The following is a 20343-nucleotide window of genomic DNA, read 5'->3' as shown; positions in this document are numbered from 1 at the left end:
CGCCGTTCAGCCGAGATACGCCGGGGCCAGCGCGGACCGCATCAGCAGCCGGGCGCTCCCGGCGCCGGACGCGGGGACGGTGTAGAGGTCGGAGCCGTAGTCACCCGGAAGGGAGTAGACGAGGGTGTCGTCGTCCGACCAGACCGCCTGGTCGTCGACGTTCCGGGTCTCGGCCGTCGGGTGGTCCTTCAAGGTCGCCAGATCGAGGACGTACAGCCGCCAGGGGGCGTCCGGACTCAGCCCGGGGACCCGCTTCTTGAAGGCGATACGGGTGCCGTCGGGGGACAGGGACGGGCACTCGACGTTGGTGCGCAGAGTGGTGGCCGTCCTGGTGGCGACGTCGCCCCGGATGAGATACGTGTGCCCGGCGGTGCCGAGGGTGGCGTAGAAGTGCTCGTCGTCGGCGAAGGTGACGCCCCAGAAGTTGAAGTCCGCGGCCCGGATCCGCTTGCCGTCCCTGATGACGGTGTAGTCCTCCAGGGTCGGCTGGAGCACGCCGGTACGGGTGTCCAGGATGGAGGCGCGGGTGGAGAAGTTGGTGCCCGCGTACGAGTCGCCGCCGACGAAGACGGTCCAGGCGACCATCCGGCCGCTGGGCGAGACCCTGGCCCTGGTGGGGATGCCGGCCAGGCCGACGTGCCGGGTCTCGTGCAGCCGGGAGTCGAGCACGAGGGCCTGGTACGTGTCGGTGACCGGGCCGCGCTCGGCCTGGAGACAGATTCCGGTGCCGCCGGCCGCGTAGAACCGCAGGCACTTGACGCCGGAGGCGGTGCGCGGTCCCTCGGGGTCGGCGGCGGCCACGCTCGCCAACTCGTCGCGGTGCGGGCCCCAGGCCAGCGAGCGGAAGACGATCCGCCGCCCGGACGCCGAAGGCGCCGCCCCGGCCGCCCCGTTCCCGCCGGTCACCCCCGTCGGCGCGCTCGTCCCCTTCGGCCCGAGCGTGACCGGGCCGGCGTGGATCGCGGGCCCGCCCGCCTGGACCTGGTTCCTGCGGTCCGCCCGGTCCGTGGCCCGCCAGACCGCCGCCCCGGCGACACACGCCAGCACCGTCACACAGGCGACCAGCACCAGCAGTTTGTTCCGGACGGTCATCGGCGCAGCCGGCGTCTCGGTGGTCATTCGGCCGCTTCCTTCCCGGGCCGCAGCCCGATCGACAGGGTGACGCTCGCCAGCAGGGCGACCGTGGCGCCGGCCAGCGCCGAGCGGTCCCCCCACGCCGTCCAGGCCGCGCCGAAGGACAGCGAGCAGACGAACCGGGCGGCGGCCTGCCCGGTCTGGACGAGGGCCAGCCCGCTGGAGCGCAGGGGCGCCGGTACGGATCCGGCGGCCGCCGCCATCAGCACCCCGTCGGTGGCCGCGTAGAACGCGCCGTGCAGCGCGAGCACCGCGTACGGCAGCACGCCGGACCGCAGATGCGCGAGCAGCAGCCCGTACGCGCACAGCAGCGCCACATGCCCGCCGATGAAGACCTGCCAGCGGCCGACCCGGTCCGCCCACCGGCCGAGCGGCACCGCGAGCAGCAGGAAGGCGGCGGCGGTGCCCAGCGGCAGCAGCGCGAACCAGCGGTCGGGCACCCCGAGCCGCCGCTGGAGCATCAGATAGACGAAGGAGTCGCTCACCGTGGCCAGGCCGAGCACCACCGCGCACAGCGAAAGGCCGCGCAGCCGGCGCCGGCCGAGCAGCGCGATCGCGGCCCGCAGCGAGGGACGTTCCGCCGCGTCGGTCACCGCCGGGCCCAACTCCGGTGCCCGGGACGGCACGAAGAGCAGCAGCACCACCACGCCGACCGCCGCCACACAGAAGCTGACGGTGAACACCGCGTCGTATCCCTCGGCGGCCTGCCGCAGGATCAGGAAGGCGGCCAGCGGCCCCAGCAGCGCGCCCGTGGTGTCCATCGCCCGGTGCACCCCGAAGGCCCGGCCGCGGGTCTCGGGCGAGGAGGAGAGCGAGATCAGCGCGTCCCGCGGCGCGGTCCGCAGCCCCTTGCCGGTGCGGTCGGCGGCGAGCACCGCGCCGATCAGCGGCAGCGTGTGCGCCATCAGCAGCAGCGGCTTGCAGAGCGCGGACAGGCCGTAACCGAAGGCGGCCACCGGCTTGTGCCGGCCGCCGCGGTCGGCGAGGTGGCCGCCGACCAGCCGAACCAGCGCGCTGAAGCCGTTGTAGACGCCGTCGAGCAGACCGAAGCCGAGCGGGGACAGACCCAGCCCGGTGACCAGATAGAGGGGCAGCACGGCGGTCACCATCTCCGACGAGATGTCGGTGATCAGGCTGACCGCGCCCAGGGCGAAGACGGTGCCGGAGATCGTGGCGGTGACGGCCGAACGCCCGGGGAGCGTGCCCCGGGCGTCCGTAGCGGTCACCGCGGGCTTGCTGCCGCGGCTCTCGCTGACGTACATGCGTCAGTTCCAGATACCGGTGATGTCGCCGGCGGACGCGGCCTGGCCCGCGTGCGTCGAGGTGCCCGCCAGGTCCTCCAGGGTGCGCAGCAGGTTGTAGTGGTTGTAGTTGGTGGAGTTGGCGGCGCCCGCCTTGACCGGCTGGCCGTAGAAGACGGTCGGGATCCGGTTGCCGCTCTGCGAGTTGTCCTCGTCGAAGGTGACCACCAGCAGGCTGTTGTGGGTCTTCGCCCAAGTGGCGTAGGCGCCCAGGTTGTTCTTCACCCAGGTGTCGCCGCTGGAGACCGAGCAGTCGTGCATGTCACTGCACAGGTTCGGCGTCACGAAGGACATCTTCGGCAGCGTCGAGTAGTCCGAGGGGAACTGCGCGAAGGTCTTCGCCGAGGAGGTCGGCACGTTGCTGAAGCCGAACCAGGGGTTGTGCTTCTGGGCGTACTTGCCGCTGCTGCACACCGTCGAGCCCTGGCTGGGCAGCGTCTCGTTGTAGCTGCCCCAGGTGCCGCCGGCGGAGACCACCTCGGAGCCGAGGTTGGCGGCGGAGCTGAAGCCGATCTTGACGCAGGAGTCGGAGGTGACGCCCTGCGTCGAACCCGAGAAGAGGGCGTAGTAGTTGGGCTGGCTCGGGTGCGTGATGGCGTGGCTCTGCGCCAGGTTGGCACCCCCGGACGCGAGCGAGTTGATGTACGGCGCGCCGGAGCTGCCGATGACCTGGCTGTAGGCGTGGTTCTCCAGCACGACCACGAGCGTGTGGGCGGGCGTCGGGACGGAGCCCGCCGCCTGGGCGTTGCCGCCGAGGCCGGCCCACAGGCCGGCGGAGGCGGCGGCGAGGCCGACGGTGGTCAGCAGAGCGGTACGGCTGCGGCGGGGCAGGGTCCAGCCGGGCACGGGATACCTCCGGTACGGGGAGAGCGGGCTGCAAGGGCGAGAACGGCGATGGAACGGCAACAACGGCAACAGCGGCCCCACCGGCGGCAACGGCAAGAACGGCGCCAACGGCGACGAACGGGTACTGCGGGAGAGCTCTCGAACAGCGCGGCGCGGTGGGCATGCCAAAGCTAGAACCCTCGTCACCTGGGCAGGAGCACGTCGACGGTGAACGCTGAACGAACGTTCGGGCACCGGGAGGGACGCGGCGGCGCGAGCGGGGACCGACCTGGACGTGACCGGGACGCGGCCCGGTGGGGGACGGACGGGCAGCCCCCGCGTTACGCTCGGGCAGGTTTTGATCACGTCGGGAAACGCCGGGAGGGCTGATGCAGGGACGCCGCAGCAGTACGTTCAGCCGACTGCTGCGACACGGCTTCACCGATGCCGGGGCCGCCGAACTCCTGCTCCAGACCGATGTGCTGAGCGGCGTCCGGGCCGATCCCGTCCTGCTGGAGGCGCTCGGCGCCACCGCGGACCCGGATCAGGCGCTGCGCGGGCTCGTCAGGCTGACCGAGGCGCTGCCGCCGGGGGAGCGGCGGGCCCTGCTCGACACTCTCGTCACGGGCAAGCCGCTGCGCGACCGGCTGCTCGGCGTCCTCGGCGCCTCGGAGGGCCTGGCCGACCACCTGGCCCGGCACCCGGCGCACTGGCACGCCCTCGTCACCTACGAGTCCGCCGATCTGCACCCGGGCGTCGCGGAGTTCGAGCGGGCGATGGCGGACACCCGCACCCCGGACAAGCTGCGGGTCGTCTACCGCCGCTGCCTGCTCGGGATCGCGGCCCGTGACGTGTGCGGGACGAGCGACCTGGTGCGTACCGCCGCCGAGTTGGCCGACCTCGCCACCGCCACGCTGCGCGCCGCGCTGGCCATCGCCGCCGCGGAACAGCCCGAGGACGCCGCCGCGTGCCGGCTCGCGGTGATCGCGATGGGCAAGGCCGGCGGCCATGAGCTGAACTACGTCTCCGACGTGGACGTCATCTTCGTCGCCGAACCGCCCGAGGTGCCCGAGCCGGCGGAGCTGCCTGAGCCGCCTGAGCCGTCCGGTTCGTCCGGTTCGTCTGGGTCGGCTGGGCCGACGGAATCCCCCGACGGCCCCCGCGACGACGGCCGAGCCGTCCAGGCCGCGACCCGGCTCGCCTCCCGGATGATGCGGATCTGCTCCGACACCACCGCCGAGGGCACCATCTGGCCGGTCGACGCCAACCTCCGCCCCGAGGGCAAGAACGGCCCGCTGGTCCGTACCCTCGCCAGCCACCTCGCCTACTACCGGCGCTGGGCGAAGACCTGGGAGTTCCAGGCGCTGCTCAAGGCCCGCCCGGTGGCCGGCGACCCGGAACTCGGCGCCGCGTACGTCGACGCCATCCGACCGATGGTCTGGCAGGCCGCCGAGCGGGAGAACTTCGTCGGCGACGTCCAGCAGATGCGCCGCCGCGTCATCGACAACATCCCACTGGCCCAGGTCGACCGGGAGCTGAAGCTGGGTCCCGGTGGTTTGCGGGACGTGGAGTTCGCCGTGCAGCTCCTGCAACTCGTGCACGGGCGCACCGATCCCTCGCTGCGCAGCGGCACCACCCTGACCGCCCTCGCCCAACTGGCGGCCGGCGGCTATGTGGGCCGCGCCGACGCCGCCGCGCTGGACGCCGCCTACCGCTTTCTGCGGCTGATGGAGCACCGCATCCAGGTGCACAAGCTGCGCCGCACCCACCTCGTCCCCGACCAGGAGGCGGATCTGCGCCGCCTCGGCCGCTCGCTCGGCCTGCGCTCGGATCCGGTGGCCGAGCTGAACCGGGAGTGGAAGCGGCACGCCCTGGAGGTGCGGCGGCTGCACGAGAAGCTCTTCTACCGGCCGCTGCTGGACGCCGTCGCCCAGCTCGGCAGCGACTCGGCCGCCCCCTGGGGGCGCCGCGGCGACCCCCAGCTCAGCACCGACGCGGCCCGGCAGCGGCTCCAGGCCCTCGGGTACGCCGACCCGACCGACGCCATGCGCCATCTGGAGGCGCTGGCCAGCGGGGTCAGCCGCAAGGCCGCCATCCAGCGGACCCTGCTGCCGGTGCTGCTCGGCTGGTTCGCCGACTCCGCCGACCCCGACGCGGGCCTGCTCGGCTTCCGCAAGGTCTCCGACGCGCTCGGCACAACGCCCTGGTACCTGCGGCTGCTGCGGGACGAGGGCGCCGTCGCCCAGCGGCTGGCCCGGGTGCTCTCGTCGGGAAAGCTCGCGCCCGACCTGCTGCTCCGCGCCCCCGAGGCGGTGGCGCTGCTCGGCTCGCGGGAGGGCCTCAACCCGCGCGACCCCGCCGCGCTGGAACAGGAGGTGCTCGCCGCGGTCGGCCGGGCCGGCACCCCTGAGCAGGCCATCACCGCGGTCCGCGGGGTGCGGCGGCGCGAGCTCTTCCGTACCGCGGCGGGCGATCTCATCGACACCTACGGCGACGAGGTGTCCACGACCGGCGTGGCGGAACCGGCGAGCCCGCTGGACGAGGCCGCCCTCGTCGACCGGGTGGGCGCCGCCGTCTACGGCCTCACCCGCGCGACGGTCTCCGGCGCGCTGCGCGCGGCCGTGGCCGCGGTGACCGACGGCGACGCCCACCCGCTGCCCACCCGCTTCGCGGTCATCGCCATGGGCCGCTTCGGCGGCCGCGAGCTGGGCTACGGCTCCGACGCCGACGTGCTCTTCGTCCATGAACCGCTGGACGGCGCCGACCCCGGCGAGGCGACCCGGGCCGCGCTCGCCGTCGCCGACGAGCTGCGGCGGCTGCTCCAGATCCCCACCGCCGACCCGCCGCTGCTGATCGACGCCGGGCTGCGGCCCGAGGGCAAGAGCGGCCCGATGGTGCGCAGCCTGGCCTCGTACGCCGCCTACTACAAGCGCTGGTCGCTGGTGTGGGAGAGCCAGGCGCTGCTGCGGGCCACCCCGGTGGCGGGCGACCCGGATCTCGGCGCCCGCTTCATCGCGCTGATCGACCCGCTGCGCTACCCCGAGGGCGGCCTGGAGGAGGACGCGGTACGGGAGATCCGGCGGCTCAAGGCGCGGATGGAGGCCGAGCGCATCCCGCGCGGCGCCGACCGTACGACCAACGCCAAGCTGGGCCGCGGCGGTCTGTCCGACGTCGAGTGGACCGTCCAGCTGCTCCAGCTCCGGCACGCGGCCCGGCTGCCGTCGCTGCGTACCACCGGCACCCGGCAGGCGCTGGCCGCGGCCCGCGCCGAGGGGCTGATCGACGCGGCGGACGCCGCCGTGCTCGACGAGGCGTGGGTGCTGGCCACCCGGGTGCGCAACGCGGTGATGCTGGTACGGGGCAGGCCCGGTGACGCGTTCCCCACCGCGGGGCGGGAGCCGGCCGCGGTCGCCCGCTATCTCGGCCACCAGGGCGGCCATGTGGGTGACATGCTCGACCTCTACCGGCGCCGGACCCGGCGGGCGCGCGCGGTGGTGGAGCGGCTCTTCTACGGGGAGTGAGGCGGCGGCACGGTGCGGCGAGCTTGGCGTCTCGGGGTACGGGACCCCGCGCCTCAGCCGGCTCGCAGCCGGCTCTGGGCCGGTTCCGGATAGCGCGGCAGCCGGTAGACCAGGCGCCCGTAGACGTAGTAGACGACCGTGTATCCGACGGTGAGGCAGACCGCCCCGCCGGCCGCGTCCATCCAGAAGTGGTTGCCGGTGGAGGTGATCACCACCAGGGTCGCCACCGGGTACAGCGCCCCCAGGATCCGGAGCCACAGATGTCTGGCCAGCATCACGATCGTGACGCCGCACCACAGCGACCAGCCGATGTGCAGCGACGGCATGGCGGCGAACTGGTTGGAGACCTGGGAGAGGTTGCCCTGCTCGATCGAGCCCCACGTGTGGTGGAGCCGCACGGTGTCGAGGAACCCGGCCCCCGGCAGCAGCCGCGGCGGGGCCAGCGGGAAGAGCCAGAAGCCGACGAGGGCCAGCCAGGTGGTGATGAAGAGCACCGATCTGGCCGGGCCGTAGCGTCCGGGATGGCTGACGAAGAGCCAGACGAGCACCACCACGGTGATCAGGAAGTGCAGCGTCGAGTAGAAGTAGTTCATCGCGACGATCAGCGGCGTCACCGGGTTCACCGCGTGGTTGATGGCGTGCTCGAAGCCGAGGCCGATCTGGCGTTCGAAGTCCCAGATGTCACGCGCGTGCCGTACGGCCACCGCCCGCTCCTGCGGGACCGCGTTCCTGATCTGTGAGTACAGCCAGTAACTGACGCCGATGATCAGCAGCTCGAACCACACCCGGGGACGGCGCGGCCGGCGCAACCGGGTGATGACGGACCGGCGGGAGCGGATGTCCACGCTGGTGGCGCCGTCGGTGGTGATGAATCTGGTGGCGCCGGCAGGTGCCGTGGAGCGGCCGCTCATCGTCTTCGCAATCGGGTCCGCCATGGTTCACCAGTGTGCCAGATATGTCCGGATTCATAGGATCTTCCGAGGCAACTGGGCGCAGCGTACTCCGGTCGGACCTGGCGTCAGCCCTGTCCGGCGGGGGTCCGGCCGGCCGGCGGCACCGCGGCGGTCGAGCCGCGCACCACCAGCTCCGGCAGGAAGACGAACTCGCTGTGCGGTGTGGGAGTGCCGCCGATCTCCTCCAGCAGCGCGTTCACCGCGGCCTGGCTCATCGCCGCCACCGGCTGCCGGATGGTGGTCAGCGGCGGATCGGTGAACGCGATCAGCGGCGAGTCGTCGAAGCCGACCACCGAGACGTCCCGCGGCACCGAGAAGCCCAGGGCCCTGGCCGCCCGGACCGCGCCGAGCGCCATCATGTCCGAGGCGCAGACGATGGCGGTGCAGCCGGCCGCGATCAGCGCGCCGGCCGCGGCCTGGCCGCCTTCCAGAGTGAAGAGCGAGTGCTGGATCAGCCGCTGCGCCTCCTCCTCCGGCACGCCCAGCACCTCCCTCATGGACGTCACGAAGCCCTCGATCTTGCGCTGCACCGGGACGAAACGCTTCTGCCCGGTGGCCAGGCCGATCCTGCGGTGGCCGAGCGCCGCGAGATGGGTGACGGCGAGCCGGACCGCGCCCCGGTCGTCCGGTGACACGAACGGCGCGTCGATCTTCTCCGAGAAGCCGTTGATCAGCACGAACGGGACGCCCTGGCCGTGCAGCCTGGCGTAGCGCCCGGTGTCCGCGGTGGAGTCGGCGTGCAGTCCGGAGGCGAAGATGATCCCGGCCACCCCCCGCTCCACCAGCATCTCCACCAGCTCGTCCTCGGTGGAGCCGCCGGGCGTCTGGGTGGCGAGCACCGGGGTGTAGCCCTGCCGGGTGAGGGCCTGCCCGATGATCTGGGCGAAGGCGGGGAAGATCGGGTTCTCCAGCTCCGGCGTGATCAGCCCGACCAGTCCGGCGCTGCGCTGCCGCAGCCGGACCGGCCGTTCGTAGCCGAGCAGATCGAGAGCGGCCAGTACGGATTCGCGGGTGGCCGGGGAGACTCCGGGTTTGCCGTTGAGCACCCGGCTGACCGTTGCTTCACTGACCCCCGCCTGGGCTGCGATGTCGGCGAGCCGTGCGGTCACAGCACCGGATGCTAGGGGACGGAAGGCCACCACGTCAGATCGCCCACCAAATTGCCGTGTCTGCCGCGATAGCGACATGGTGGGCCGAATCGGACGCCCCGGTCGGTCCGGCCGGTGCCGGGGCGACCGGCACGGCGGTGGCCGGCACACCGCTGGAGAGCAGCTCACGGCCGGTCGCCGGGAGGATGACCGGAGCGCCGGTGAGGTTGACCGTGCAGACCAGGCTCTGGCCGTCGGGGCTGTCGCGCCGGAAGGCCAGCACCCCCGCCGGGGTGTCCAGCCAGGTGACCCCGGTGCCGGCGCCGAGCGCCGGGTGCTCGCGGCGCAGGGCGATCGCCGCCCGGTAGAGCTCCAGCGTGGACTCCGGATCGCCGGTCTGCGCGTCCACGCTCAGCTCCGCCCAGCTCGCCGGCTGCGGCAGCCAGCTCGGGCCGCCGGGTTCGGGGCCGAAGCCGTACGGCGGCTCGGTGCCGGACCACGGGATCGGCACCCGGCAGCCGTCGCGGAAGCCGTCCTGCCCGGCGGCGCGGAAGAACGACGGGTCCTGCCGTACGTCGTCGGGCAGGTCGGTGACATCCGGCAGACCCAGCTCCTCGCCCTGGTAGAGATAGGCGGAGCCGGGCAGCGCCAGCATCAGCAGGGTGGCCGCGCGGGCCCGCCGCAGCCCCAGCTCGCGGTCGCCCGCCTCCCGGAGCTGGGTCGGCGCGACCGCGACGGGCACCCCGTCGGCGACCGGCACCGGATTGCCGAAGCGGGTGGTGTGCCGGGTGACGTCATGGTTGGACAGCACCCAGGTGGCGGGGGCGCCCACCGCGCTCATCGCGGTCAGCGACTTGTCGATCACCCGGCGCAGCGCCGCCGCGTCCCAAGGGGTGGTCAGATACTCGAAGTTGAACGCCTGGTGCAGCTCGTCCGGGCGCAGGTAGCGGGCGGCCCGCTCGATGGTGGGCGTCCACGCCTCGGCGACCGCGATCCGGGCGCCCGCGGCCCCGGACATCCGTCGACCGTGTCGATCCGGCGGCCCCTGGTGACCCTGGTGGCCCTGGTAGGTCTGGCGACCCGGCCGACCCGGCCCGGGGGAGTACTCGTCGAGGACGCGCCGCCAGCCGCGGTAGATCTCGTGCACCCCGTCCTGGTCGAAGTAGGGCATCGCGGACGTGCTCAGCAGCGCGAGCTGTTCGGCCCGGCCGATGTCCGGCAGCCCCGCCGCCTTGACCAGCCCGTGCGCCACGTCGATCCGGAAGCCGTCGACCCCCAGGTCCAGCCAGAAGCGCAGCACCGAGCGGAACTCGTCGTGCACCGCCGGGTGTTCCCAGTTGAAGTCCGGCTGCTCGGGGGCGAACAGGTGCAGATACCACTCGCCGGGGGTGCCGTCAGGGCCCGCCGTACGGGTCCAGGCCGGGCCGCCGAAGATGGACTCCCAGTCGTTGGGCGGCAGTTCGCCGTGTTCGCCGCGGCCGGCCCGGAAGTGGAACCGCTCGCGCAGCGGTGATCCCGGCCCCTCGCGCAGCGCCTGCTTGAACCACTCGTGCTGGTCCGAGCAGTGGTTGGGCACCAGGTCCACGATCACCCGCAGACCCAGCGCGTGCGCCTCCCGCACCAGGTCGTCGGCGTCGGTCAGGGTGCCGAACATCGGATCGACCGCCCGGTAGTCGGCCACGTCGTACCCCGCGTCGGCCTGCGGCGAGGCGTAGAAGGGCGAGAGCCACACCGCGTCCACCCCGAGGCCGCGCAGGTAGGGCAGCCGGGCGGTGACGCCCGGCAGATCGCCCATGCCGTCGCCGTTGCCGTCGGCGAAACTGCGCGGATAGACCTGGTAGATCACCGCGTCGCGCCACCAGTCCGCCGGCCCGGCGACGTCGGTGGCGGCGGTGCTGGGCGCGTCGGTGAGGTGCTGGCTCATGACTTCCTTTGTACGGGCCCGTGAAAGCGGCGCCTTGAGGGGGGTCGGCGGGAAGCCGGGAAAGACCTGCGGGAAGCGGGGGAGGACCGGCGAAGGTCAGGAGCGGATCACCCCTTGGTGCCGCCGGCGGTCAGACCGGTCACCAGGTGGCGCTGGACGAGGAGGAAGACGAGGCCGGCCGGGATCGCGATGACCACCGAGGCGGCCGTCATCGAGCCCCAGTCGGCTCGCTGGTCGGCGGCGAAGGTACGGATACCGGCCGCGAGGGTGTAGTGGTCGCTGCTCATGAACTGGGTGGAGTAGGCCACCTCCCCCCAGGCGGTGAGGAAAGTGTAGAAGGCGGTGACCGCGAGTCCCGGGCGGGCCAGCGGCACGATCAGCCGCCAGAAGGTGCCGATCGGATTGAGTCCGTCCACCCGGCCCGCCTCGTCGATCTCCCGCGGGATGGTGTCGAAGTAGCCCTTGAGCATCCAGGCGCAGAACGGCACCGCGATGGTGCAGTAGACCAGGATCAGCCCGAGGAAGCTGTCCAGCAGGTCGAGTTGGGCGAGCAGGTTGTAGAGCGGCACGATCAGCACCGCCACCGGGAACATCTGGGTGAGCAGGAAGGTCCACATCAGCGAGCGGTGGCCGGGGAACCTCATCCGGGAGATCGCGTAGCCGGCGCTGGCCGCGATGAGGACCCCCAGCACGGTGGTGGCCGCGGCCACGATCACCGAGTTGAGCAGCCAGTGCGGGAAATCGCTGTGCAGCAGCACGAACCGGTAGTTGCCGAGGCTCAGATGGTGGACGACCTCACCCGGCTGCTGCCAGGCGCTGCCGGGACCCAGCGAGATGAAGACGATCCACAGCACCGGGAAGACCGCGATCGCGCTGGCCGCCAGCAGGGTGGTGTGCAGGGCGACCGACATGCCGAGCCCGCGTTCGCCGCGGCGGCGGTACCCGCGCCGGGTGCCGGGCCCGGCCGCGACGACCGCGGGGGCGGGAACGGCGGAGCCGCGTTCGGTGGTGGCACTCATGGCGGCTCCTAGTCCTGGGGCTTCAACTGGCGGCGGTAGAAGGTGGAGAAGGCGACCAGGATGAGCAGGATGACGATGCCGTACGTCGCGGCGCCCGAGTAGTCGGAGACCCCGGTGAACGCTTTCTTGACCGCGTACGTCACGAGGATGTCCGTATCGCCGGTGGTGTTGTTGCCGAGCAGCAGATAGATGATCGGAAACATGTTGAACGTCCAGACCGTGCTGAGCAGCACCACGGTGCTGGTCACCGGCCGCAGCCCCGGCACCGTGACATGGCCGAAGCGCTGGAGCGGCGAGGCGCCGTCCATCTCGGCGGCCTCGTACAACTCACCCGGGATCGCCTGGAGTCCGCCGAGCAGGGCCACCATCATGAACGGCACACCGCACCAGACGTTCACCGTGATCACGGCGATCTTCTGCGCGAACGGCGTGCCCAGCCAGTCCTGCGCGGGCAGTCCGACGCTGGTGATGATGTCGTTGAAGACGCCGTACTGCGAGTTGAACATCAGCCGCCAGGCGAAGACGCCGATGAAGGCGGGCACCGCCCACGGCAGGATCAGCGCCAGCCGGTAGAACAGCCGGAACCGCACCGGGCGGTTGAGCAGCATCGCCATGCCGAGCCCGATGGCGTAGGTGATCACCACGCAGGAGACGGTCCACACCACCGTCCACTCAAGGCGCGGATAGAAGTCGCCGTCCTGGCCCGAGACGATCCGCCAGTAGTTGTGCAGCCCCACGAAGTGGTAGCTGGCGCCCTGGTGGAAGGCGCCGATGTCCTTGGCGACGTTGGACTCGTCGGCGTTGGTGAACGTCAGATACAGGCCGTAGGCCAGCGGGTAGAGCACCAGCACCCCGATCACCACGACCACCGGGGCGACCATCGCGTACGCGTACCAGTACCTGTCCCACGACCGCCTGACCGACGTCAGGAGGCCCGGCCTGGGGGCGCGCGGCGGTCGGGCCGCGGGCCGGGCGGGTTCGTCCATGGTTGCGGTGGTCATCGCTCCTCGGCTCTTGTCGGCTCTCGTCGTTGCTGCGGGCTGGCCCGGACCGGCCGGCCGGGCGCGTGGGCCCCGCCCGGTCCGGGGCGGGACCCCGGCCGGCCGGTCCGGAGCTGGCGGGCGCCGCTACTGGGCGGCGAAGCCGGGCAGCAGCGTGCCGAACTGCTTGGCGGCGGCGTCGAGTCCGTCCTTGACCGAGGTCTGGCCCTGGAGGATCTTGATGTACTCCTGCTGCAACGGCGTGAAGAGGCTGCCGACCTGGGGGAGCGCCACCCGGGGCCGGGCGGTGTCCATGATCGGCTTGAAGCCGGCGATGGTCGGGTTCTTCAGCACCTCGGGGGTGTAGGCGGAGGTACGGGTCGGCAGGGTGCCGTTCTTCACCGCGATCTGCTGCTGCGCCGCCGAGGAGGTCATGAACTGGGTGAACAGATAGGACGCGGCGAGGTTCTTCGAGCCCTGGTACACCGCCAGGTCGTGACCGCCGGTGGGTGCCAGCGCCTTCCCCGAGGACCCGGCGGGCACCGGCGCGTACCCGAGGTTGGACCCCTTGCCCTGGAACGCCGAGCCGCTCATGTCGTCACCGACCGACCAGGGGCCCTGGATCAGCATCGCCACCTTGCCGGTCTTGAAGGACGTCTGCATGTTGTCGTAGGCGCTGGCGAAGTCGACCTTCAGCGAGGCGCTGTCGTAGATCTCCTTCGCCTTGGTGACCGCCTTCACCGCTTCCGGCGAGTTGATGGTGATCTTCTTCGCCGCCGGGTCCGCCAGGTCGGCGTTCTCGCCGAAGAGCAGCGGCAGCAGGAAGTACGCGTCCGGGTTGACGTACGTGCCGGTCACCCCCGGCACCTTCGCCTTGATGGTCTTGGCGTCGGCGATCAGCTCGTCCCAGGTGGCCGGCGGGGCGGTGATCCCGGCCCGGCTGAAGACGTCCTTGTTGTAGAGCAGTCCGAGCGTGTCGGTGACCGAGGGGACGCCGTACGTCTTCCCCTCGTACCTGGTGGTGTTCAGCGGCCCGGCCACGAAGTCCTGGGTGTCCTGCAAGGCCGGGGTGCCGTCCAGCGGCGCGATGTAGTGCAGCGAGGCGTACTCCGGGATCAGCCCCACATCGGCGCGGATCACGTCGGGCGCGCCCTTGCCGCTCTGCGCCGACGCCTTGAACTTCTGCTCCACCGTGGTGAAGTCCACGTTCTGGTACTTCACCGTGATCTTGGGGTACTTCGCCTCGAAGGCGCTCACCAGCGCCTTGTAGGCCGGCGCCTCGTTCTTGGCGTCGGAGGTGTCCCAGTAGGTGATGGTTCCCGTGACCGAACCGGGGTCCTTCGCCGAGGCGTTGCCGCCCCCGCTCCCGCTGCCCCCACCGCCGCCACAGGCGGCGGCCCCGAGAACGACGGCCGCGGCCAGCGCAACGGCGGATATGCCACGTCGCATACCAGTACTCCTTGATGAGGGATCGGCTCGGGCTGGGCAGGACCGTAACAGCGCTGCAATCGCTTGCGAAAGAGGCTGCAAGGAAGTTTCCGCAACACCCGCCCACCGGCAACCCTTTCTCCGCACCCGCTCCCGCACTCTCCACACAGCCCGTCACATCACCCCCCATTTCCCACTGTTGCCGTACATCGCGCCTCGCCGGCGGGCTGCCGGTCGGGGGGCAAACCAGTGCGGCAGCCGGGAGGTGACGGACCGGCAGCTCGGATGGAATCACTTACACCGTCTTGCTGAAAGCCCATGGCGGCGGATACCGTCCCGGTCAACTCCGGCACCGACGCCGGAGCGGCACCCGGTTTCAGGCGCGTGAGTCCGGGCGCGAGGCCGTCCCCTTTTTCCGTCGTTCCCGGTGCTGACCCGGTGCTGACCCGGTGCTGACGCGGCGCTCACCCAGCACCTTCCGGGTGCTCTCCCGCCGTTCTCCCGGAGGCCGGCGCGACGGATGGCCCTAAGGAGAACCGCCCGTGGCCCAGCACTTCAGGCTGCTCCCGGCGCACGCCGGGCGCCCGCGTCCCCGCTCGGCGCGGCGGATCGCCGCCGCCACCGCTTTCGCCGCGCTCGCCGCCCTGGCCCTGCCGAATCCGGCCGCGCGAGCCGCGACCCAGCCCCCGCCGCCACCCTCGGACCGCGCGCTCGCCGCGCAGCCCGCCCGGCACGGCGACACCCGCGAACAGTTCTACTTCGTGATGCCGGACCGGTTCGCCGACGGCGACCCCGGCAACAACGAGGGCGGACTCACCGGGAGCCGGCTCTCGACCGGGTACGACCCGACGGACAAGGGCTTCTACCAGGGCGGCGACCTCAAAGGGCTGACGCGGAAGCTCGACTACATCAAAGGGCTCGGCACCACCGCGATCTGGATGGCGCCGATCTTCAAGAACCAGCCGGTGCAGGGCACCGGCCAGGACGCCTCGGCCGGCTACCACGGCTACTGGATCACCGACTTCACCCAGGTCGACCCGCACTTCGGTACCAACGCCGACCTGAAGACGCTGATATCGGCGGCCCACGCCAAGGGCATGAAGATCTTCTTCGATGTGATCACCAACCACACCGCCGACGTCATCGGCAACACGGCGAACACCTACGGCTATCTGTCCAAGGGCGCCTTTCCGTATCTCGCCCAGGACGGCACGCCGTTCGACGACGACGACTACGCCGACGGCGGCACGCCGTTCCCGAAGGTGACGGCGGACTCCTTCCCGCGCGTCCCGACGGTGGCCGCGGACAAGAAGGACGCCAAGGTCCCGGCCTGGCTCAACGACCCGACGATGTACCACAACCGGGGCGACTCGACCTTCGCCGGCGAGAGCGCCGACCAGGGCGACTTCAGCGGACTCGACGACCTGTGGACGCAGCGGCCCGAGGTCGTGCACGGCATGGAGAAGATCTACCAGAAGTGGGTCGCCGACTACGCCATCGACGGCTTCCGGATCGACACCGTGAAGAACGTCGACATGCCCTTCTGGACCCAGTGGGCCACCGCGCTCGACACCTACGCGGCGGCGCACGGCCGCAAGGACTTCTTCATGTTCGGCGAGACCTACGACGCCGACCCGGCCGTCACCTCGCCCTACGTCACCCAGGGCCGGCTCGACGCCACTCTCGACTTCCCGTTCCAGGACGCGGCCCGCGCCTACGCCTCACAGGGCGCCCCGCCCGGCAAACTCGCCGCCGTCTACGCGCAGGACTACCGCTACACCACCGACCGGGCCAACGCGTACGAGCAGGTCACCTTCCTCGGCAACCACGACATGGGCCGGATCGGCGCCTTCCTCCGGCAGGACAACCCGGGCGCGAGCGACGCGGAACTCCTGCGACGCGACAGGCTCGCCAACGCGGTGATGTTCCTCGGCCGGGGCAATCCGGTGGTCTACTACGGCGACGAACAGGGCTTCACCGGCTCCGGCGGCGACAAGGACGCCCGGCAGACGATGTTCGCCTCCAAGGTGCCCGACTACCTGGGCGACGACGAGATCGGCACCGACCGCACCGCGGCCAGCGACGCCTACGACCCCACCCACCCGCTCTACCGGACCATCGCCGCGCTCTCCCGCCTCACCAAGGACCATCCGACGCTGCGGGACGGCGTCCAGACCGAGCGGTACGCCGAACCCGGCACGGGGGCCGGCGTCTACGCCTACTCGCGCACCGACCCCCGCGGCCGCGACGACTACCTGGTGGCCGTCAACAACGCCACCACCGCCAGGACGGTCACCGTGCCGACCGATAACAAGAGCCTCTACCACGGCATCTACGGCGCCACCGGCACCATCGCGACGACCGGCGCCACCGATGCCACCGCCGCGGTGACCTTCACCGTGCCCGCGCTGAGCGCCACCGTCTACCGCGCCGCCCGGCCGCCCGCCGCGGCGTCCGCCAAGCCCGCGATCACCCTGACCGCGCCCGCCCCCGGCGCCACCGGCACCGTCGCCGTCAGCGCTGACGTCACCGGCGGCGGCCTGAACCGGGTGGTGTTCGCCGCCCAGACCGGCAACGCCCCCTGGCAGGTGCTGGGTTCGGCCGACCACGCGCCCTACGAAGTCACCCAGGTCGTTTCAGGCGCGCCCGGAACACCGGTCCGGTACAAGGCCGTTGTGGTCGACTCGGCCGGCCGTACCGTGTCCGCCACCGCCGCCACCACGCTCGGCGCCCCACCGGTCGTCCCGCCGCCGATGGCGATCAGCCGTGACGACGCGATCGTCCACTACCAGCGGACCGACGGGGACTACGCCGACTGGAACCTCTACGCCTGGGGCGACCTCGCCGACGGCGAGGCCACCACCTTCCCGGCCGGCCACCCTTTCACCGGGCGGGACGCCTACGGCGCCTTCGCCTATGTGAAGCTGAGGCCCGGCGCCGGTACCGTCGGATTCCTGGTCGTCAGCAAGGACGGCGTGAAGGACACCGACGGCGACCGGGCGATCGACCTGACCGCCACCGGCGAGGTGTGGATCAAGCAGGGGAGCCCCGAAGTGGCCGACAGCCCGCCGGACGGCGCCTATCCGCCGCAGGACAGCGGCAAGGCCGTCCTCCACTACCACCGGGCCGACGGCGACTACACCGGCTGGGGCCTGCACGTCTGGACCGGCGCCGCCACCCCCACCGACTGGACCGCGCCGCTGCGGCCCACGACCGTCGACTCCTACGGCGCGGTGTTCGAGGTACCGCTCGCCGCCGGGGCCACCTCGCTCAGCTACATCATCCACAGCGGCGACACCAAGGACCTGCCGAGCGACCAGTCGCTCGACCTCACCGCCACCGGGCACGAGGTCTGGCTGCTGGCCGGCACCGAGGACTACCTGCTGCCCCAGCCCAAAGGATCGGGAGCCGATCTGGACCTCACCACGTCGCAGGCGCAGTGGATCGACCGGGACACCGTCGCCTGGCGGACCTCCCTCGCCGCCGCCTCCCAGCAACTCGTCTACGCCGCTGACGGCGGCATCACCATCAAGGACGGCGCGCTCTCCGACGAAGGCCGCTGGCTGCGGCTGACCAGGACCGACGGCGGCCTCACCGCGGCGCAGCTCGCCAAATTCCCGCAGCTCAAGGGATATACGGCCTTCACCGTCGACCCCCGCGACCGCGACCGGGTGCCGGAGGCGCTGCGCGGCCAGCTCATCGCCACCGAGCGGACCTCCGACGGCGCGCTGCTGGCCGCGACCGGGGTCCAGACCCAAGGAGTGCTCGACGACCTCTACGCCGGCAAAGCCCAACACGCCACGCTGGGACCGGTCTTCCGGCACGGTGCCCCCAGCCTCGCGCTGTGGGCCCCGACCGCCCACACCGTGTCCGTGGAGATCGCCGGCCACACCGTACCCATGCGACGCGACCCGGCGAGCGGCGTCTGGTCGGTGACCGGCCCGCCGTCCTGGGCCGGGAAGCCGTACCTGTACGTCGTGACGGTGTGGGCGCCCAGCGTGCGGCGGCTCGTCGTCAACAAGGTCACCGATCCGTACTCGCTGGCGCTGACCGCCGATTCGCGCCAGAGCCTGCTGGTGGACCTGGATGATCGCAGGCTCGCGCCGAAGGGCTGGGCGGACCAGCGCAAACCCGCCGCCGTGCCGATGAGCCAGGCGCAGATCCAGGAACTCCACATCCGCGACTTCTCGATCGCCGACACCACCGTGCCGGCCGCGGACCGCGGCAAGTACACCGCCTTCACCGACGCCGGCTCGGCCGGGATGACCCATCTGAAGGCCCTCGCCCGGGCCGGCGTCAGCTACGTGCACCTGCTGCCCGCCTTCGACTTCGCCAGTGTCCCCGAGCGCGCCGCCGACCAGGCCGAGCCCGACTGCGACCTGGCCGGATACGCCCCGGACAGCGACCAGCAGCAGGCGTGCGTGCTGAAGACCGCGGCCGACGACGCCTACAACTGGGGCTACGACCCCTACCACTACACCGTCCCCGAGGGCTCCTACGCCAAGGACCCCGACGGCACCGGCCGGACGGTGGAGTTCCGGCGGATGGTGCAGGGCCTCAACAACGCGGGCCTGCGGGTGGTGATGGACGTGGTCTACAACCACACCGACGCCAGCGGGCAGGCCGACACCTCGGTCCTCGACAGAATCGTGCCCGGCTACTACCAGCGGCTGCTGCCCGACGGTTCGGTCGCCAACTCCACCTGCTGCGCCAACACCGCGCCGGAGAACGCGATGATGGGCAAGCTGGTGGTCGACTCCATCGTCACCTGGGCCAAGGAGTACAAGGTCGACGGCTTCCGCTTCGACCTGATGGGCTTCCATCCCAAGGCGAACATCCTCGCCGTCCGCGCGGCACTCGACACGCTGACGCCCGCGAAGGACGGGGTGGACGGCAAGAAGATCATTCTCTACGGCGAGGGCTGGAACTTCGGCGAGGTCGCCGACGACGCCCGCTTCGTCCAGGCCACTCAGGCCAACATGGCCGGTACCGGGATCGCCACCTTCTCCGACCGGGCCCGCGACGCGGTCCGCGGCGGCAGCCCCTTCGACGCCGACCCCGGTGTCCAGGGCTTCGCCTCCGGTCTGTTCACCGACCCCAACTCCTCGGCCGCCAACGGAACACCGGACGAGCAGCGGGCCCGGCTGCTGCACTACCAGGACCTGATCAAGGTCGGACTCACCGGAAACCTCAAGGACTTCGCCTTCACCGACTCGGCCGGCCGGCCGGTCACCGGCGCCGGGATCGACTACAACGGGTCCCCGGCAGGCTACGCCGACGCCCCCGGCGACGCGCTCGCCTACGTCGACGCCCACGACAACGAGACCCTCTACGACGCCCTCACCTACAAACTCCCGGCCGGCACTCCGGCCGCCGACCGGGCCAGGGCGCAGGTCGTCGCCGAGGCCACCGCGGTGCTCTCCCAGGGCCCCGCGCTCTACCAGGCCGGATCCGACCTGCTGCGCTCCAAGTCCCTCGACCGCAACTCCTTCGACTCGGGCGACTGGTTCAACGCGATCCACTGGAGCTGCGGTACCGGCGGCTCTGGGGGTAACGGCGGATCCGGCAGCTCGGTCGGCGTGTTCGGCCGCGGACTGCCCCCGGCGCCGGACAACGAGGACAAGTGGCCGTACGCCAAGCCCCTGTTGACGAACCCGACGGTCACCCAGAGTTGCGCGGGCATCGCCACCGCCTCGGCCGCGTACCAGGACCTGCTGCGGATCCGCACCACGGAACCCGCCTTCCGTCTCGGCACCGCGGCCCAGGTCCAGCAGCGGCTCTCCTTCCCGCTGTCCGGCACGGACGAGACGCCCGGCGTGATCACCATGAAGGTCGACGACCTCGTGGTCGTCATCAACGCCACCCCGAGCCGGCAGGACCAGCGGGTCGCCGCGCTCGCCGGCATCCGCTACACCCTGCACCCGGTGCAGGCGCACGGGCACGACCCGGTGGTCAAGACCGCCGGATACGCCCCCACCACCGGCACCTTCACCGTGCCCGCCCGCACGGTGGCGGTGTTCACAGCGGCCGGATGACCTCCGGCTGACCACGCGGCGGGCCGGTCGGGACCTGACCCCTCGCCCGCCCGCCGCGTGCCGTCACCCCTCCCGTTCCCGGCTCGGGGCGTGGCGAGGCGTGGCGAGGCGTGGCGAGGGAGGTCACCCACCGCC

At 71.7% G+C, this 20343-nt stretch carries 11 protein-coding genes; 2 read left to right on the top strand and 9 right to left on the bottom strand.

Annotated elements, in window-relative coordinates; all coding sequences use genetic code 11:
• Positions 1 to 6: 6 nt before the first annotated feature.
• The 3 genes from OG519_RS08545 to OG519_RS08535 are packed head-to-tail and all read right to left on the bottom strand — an operon-like array spanning position 7 to position 3281.
• Complete coding sequence (locus OG519_RS08545) at positions 7 to 1092, bottom strand: TolB family protein (RefSeq protein ID WP_405592573.1); 1086 nt, start codon at positions 1090 to 1092, stop codon at positions 7 to 9.
• A gap of 23 nt (positions 1093 to 1115) precedes the next feature.
• Complete coding sequence (locus OG519_RS08540; protein ID WP_405580772.1) at positions 1116 to 2396, bottom strand: MFS transporter; 1281 nt, start codon at positions 2394 to 2396, stop codon at positions 1116 to 1118.
• Between the two features lie 3 nt (positions 2397 to 2399).
• Positions 2400 to 3281: an alkaline phosphatase family protein gene (locus tag OG519_RS08535; RefSeq protein ID WP_405580770.1), complete on the bottom strand. Its 882-nt coding sequence runs from the start codon at positions 3279 to 3281 to the stop codon at positions 2400 to 2402.
• A gap of 368 nt (positions 3282 to 3649) precedes the next feature.
• Between OG519_RS08535 and OG519_RS08530 the strand changes: the two genes are divergently transcribed.
• Positions 3650 to 6781 carry a bifunctional [glutamine synthetase] adenylyltransferase/[glutamine synthetase]-adenylyl-L-tyrosine phosphorylase gene (locus OG519_RS08530; protein ID WP_405580767.1) on the top strand — a complete coding sequence of 1044 codons (3132 nt, stop codon included), beginning with the start codon at positions 3650 to 3652 and terminating at the stop codon, positions 6779 to 6781.
• A gap of 53 nt (positions 6782 to 6834) precedes the next feature.
• On the opposite strand, the gene OG519_RS08525 is transcribed toward OG519_RS08530, so the two are convergent.
• The 6 genes from OG519_RS08525 to OG519_RS08500 form a co-directional block, all read right to left on the bottom strand.
• Positions 6835 to 7716 carry a phosphatase PAP2 family protein gene (locus OG519_RS08525; RefSeq protein ID WP_405580764.1) on the bottom strand — a complete coding sequence of 294 codons (882 nt, stop codon included), beginning with the start codon at positions 7714 to 7716 and terminating at the stop codon, positions 6835 to 6837.
• Between the two features lie 83 nt (positions 7717 to 7799).
• Positions 7800 to 8843 carry a LacI family DNA-binding transcriptional regulator gene (locus OG519_RS08520; protein WP_405580762.1) on the bottom strand — a complete coding sequence of 348 codons (1044 nt, stop codon included), beginning with the start codon at positions 8841 to 8843 and terminating at the stop codon, positions 7800 to 7802.
• A gap of 34 nt (positions 8844 to 8877) precedes the next feature.
• Complete coding sequence (locus OG519_RS08515; protein ID WP_405580761.1) at positions 8878 to 10746, bottom strand: glycoside hydrolase family 13 protein; 1869 nt, start codon at positions 10744 to 10746, stop codon at positions 8878 to 8880.
• Between the two features lie 107 nt (positions 10747 to 10853).
• Positions 10854 to 11765, bottom strand: coding sequence for a sugar ABC transporter permease (locus OG519_RS08510; protein ID WP_405580759.1), 912 nt, complete (start codon positions 11763 to 11765; stop codon positions 10854 to 10856).
• An 8-nt stretch (positions 11766 to 11773) separates the two neighbouring features.
• Positions 11774 to 12766: a carbohydrate ABC transporter permease gene (locus OG519_RS08505; RefSeq protein ID WP_405580756.1), complete on the bottom strand. Its 993-nt coding sequence runs from the start codon at positions 12764 to 12766 to the stop codon at positions 11774 to 11776.
• A 126-nt stretch (positions 12767 to 12892) separates the two neighbouring features.
• The gene (locus tag OG519_RS08500; RefSeq protein WP_405580754.1) at positions 12893 to 14194 is read right to left on the bottom strand and encodes an extracellular solute-binding protein; all 1302 of its coding nucleotides are present in this window, start codon (positions 14192 to 14194) and stop codon (positions 12893 to 12895) included.
• A 521-nt stretch (positions 14195 to 14715) separates the two neighbouring features.
• On the opposite strand from OG519_RS08500, the gene pulA reads away from it, so the two are divergent.
• Positions 14716 to 20208, top strand: coding sequence for a pullulanase-type alpha-1,6-glucosidase (pulA, locus tag OG519_RS08495; protein ID WP_405580752.1), 5493 nt, complete (start codon positions 14716 to 14718; stop codon positions 20206 to 20208).
• The last annotated feature ends 135 nt before the right edge of the window (positions 20209 to 20343 follow it).

The sequence above is a fragment of the Streptomyces sp. NBC_01190 genome (assembly GCF_045039895.1).
Lineage (GTDB): Bacteria > Actinomycetota > Actinomycetes > Streptomycetales > Streptomycetaceae > Actinacidiphila.
Note: the sequence above shows the minus strand (reverse complement) of the source record. Positions and strands in the feature narration are given on the sequence as shown.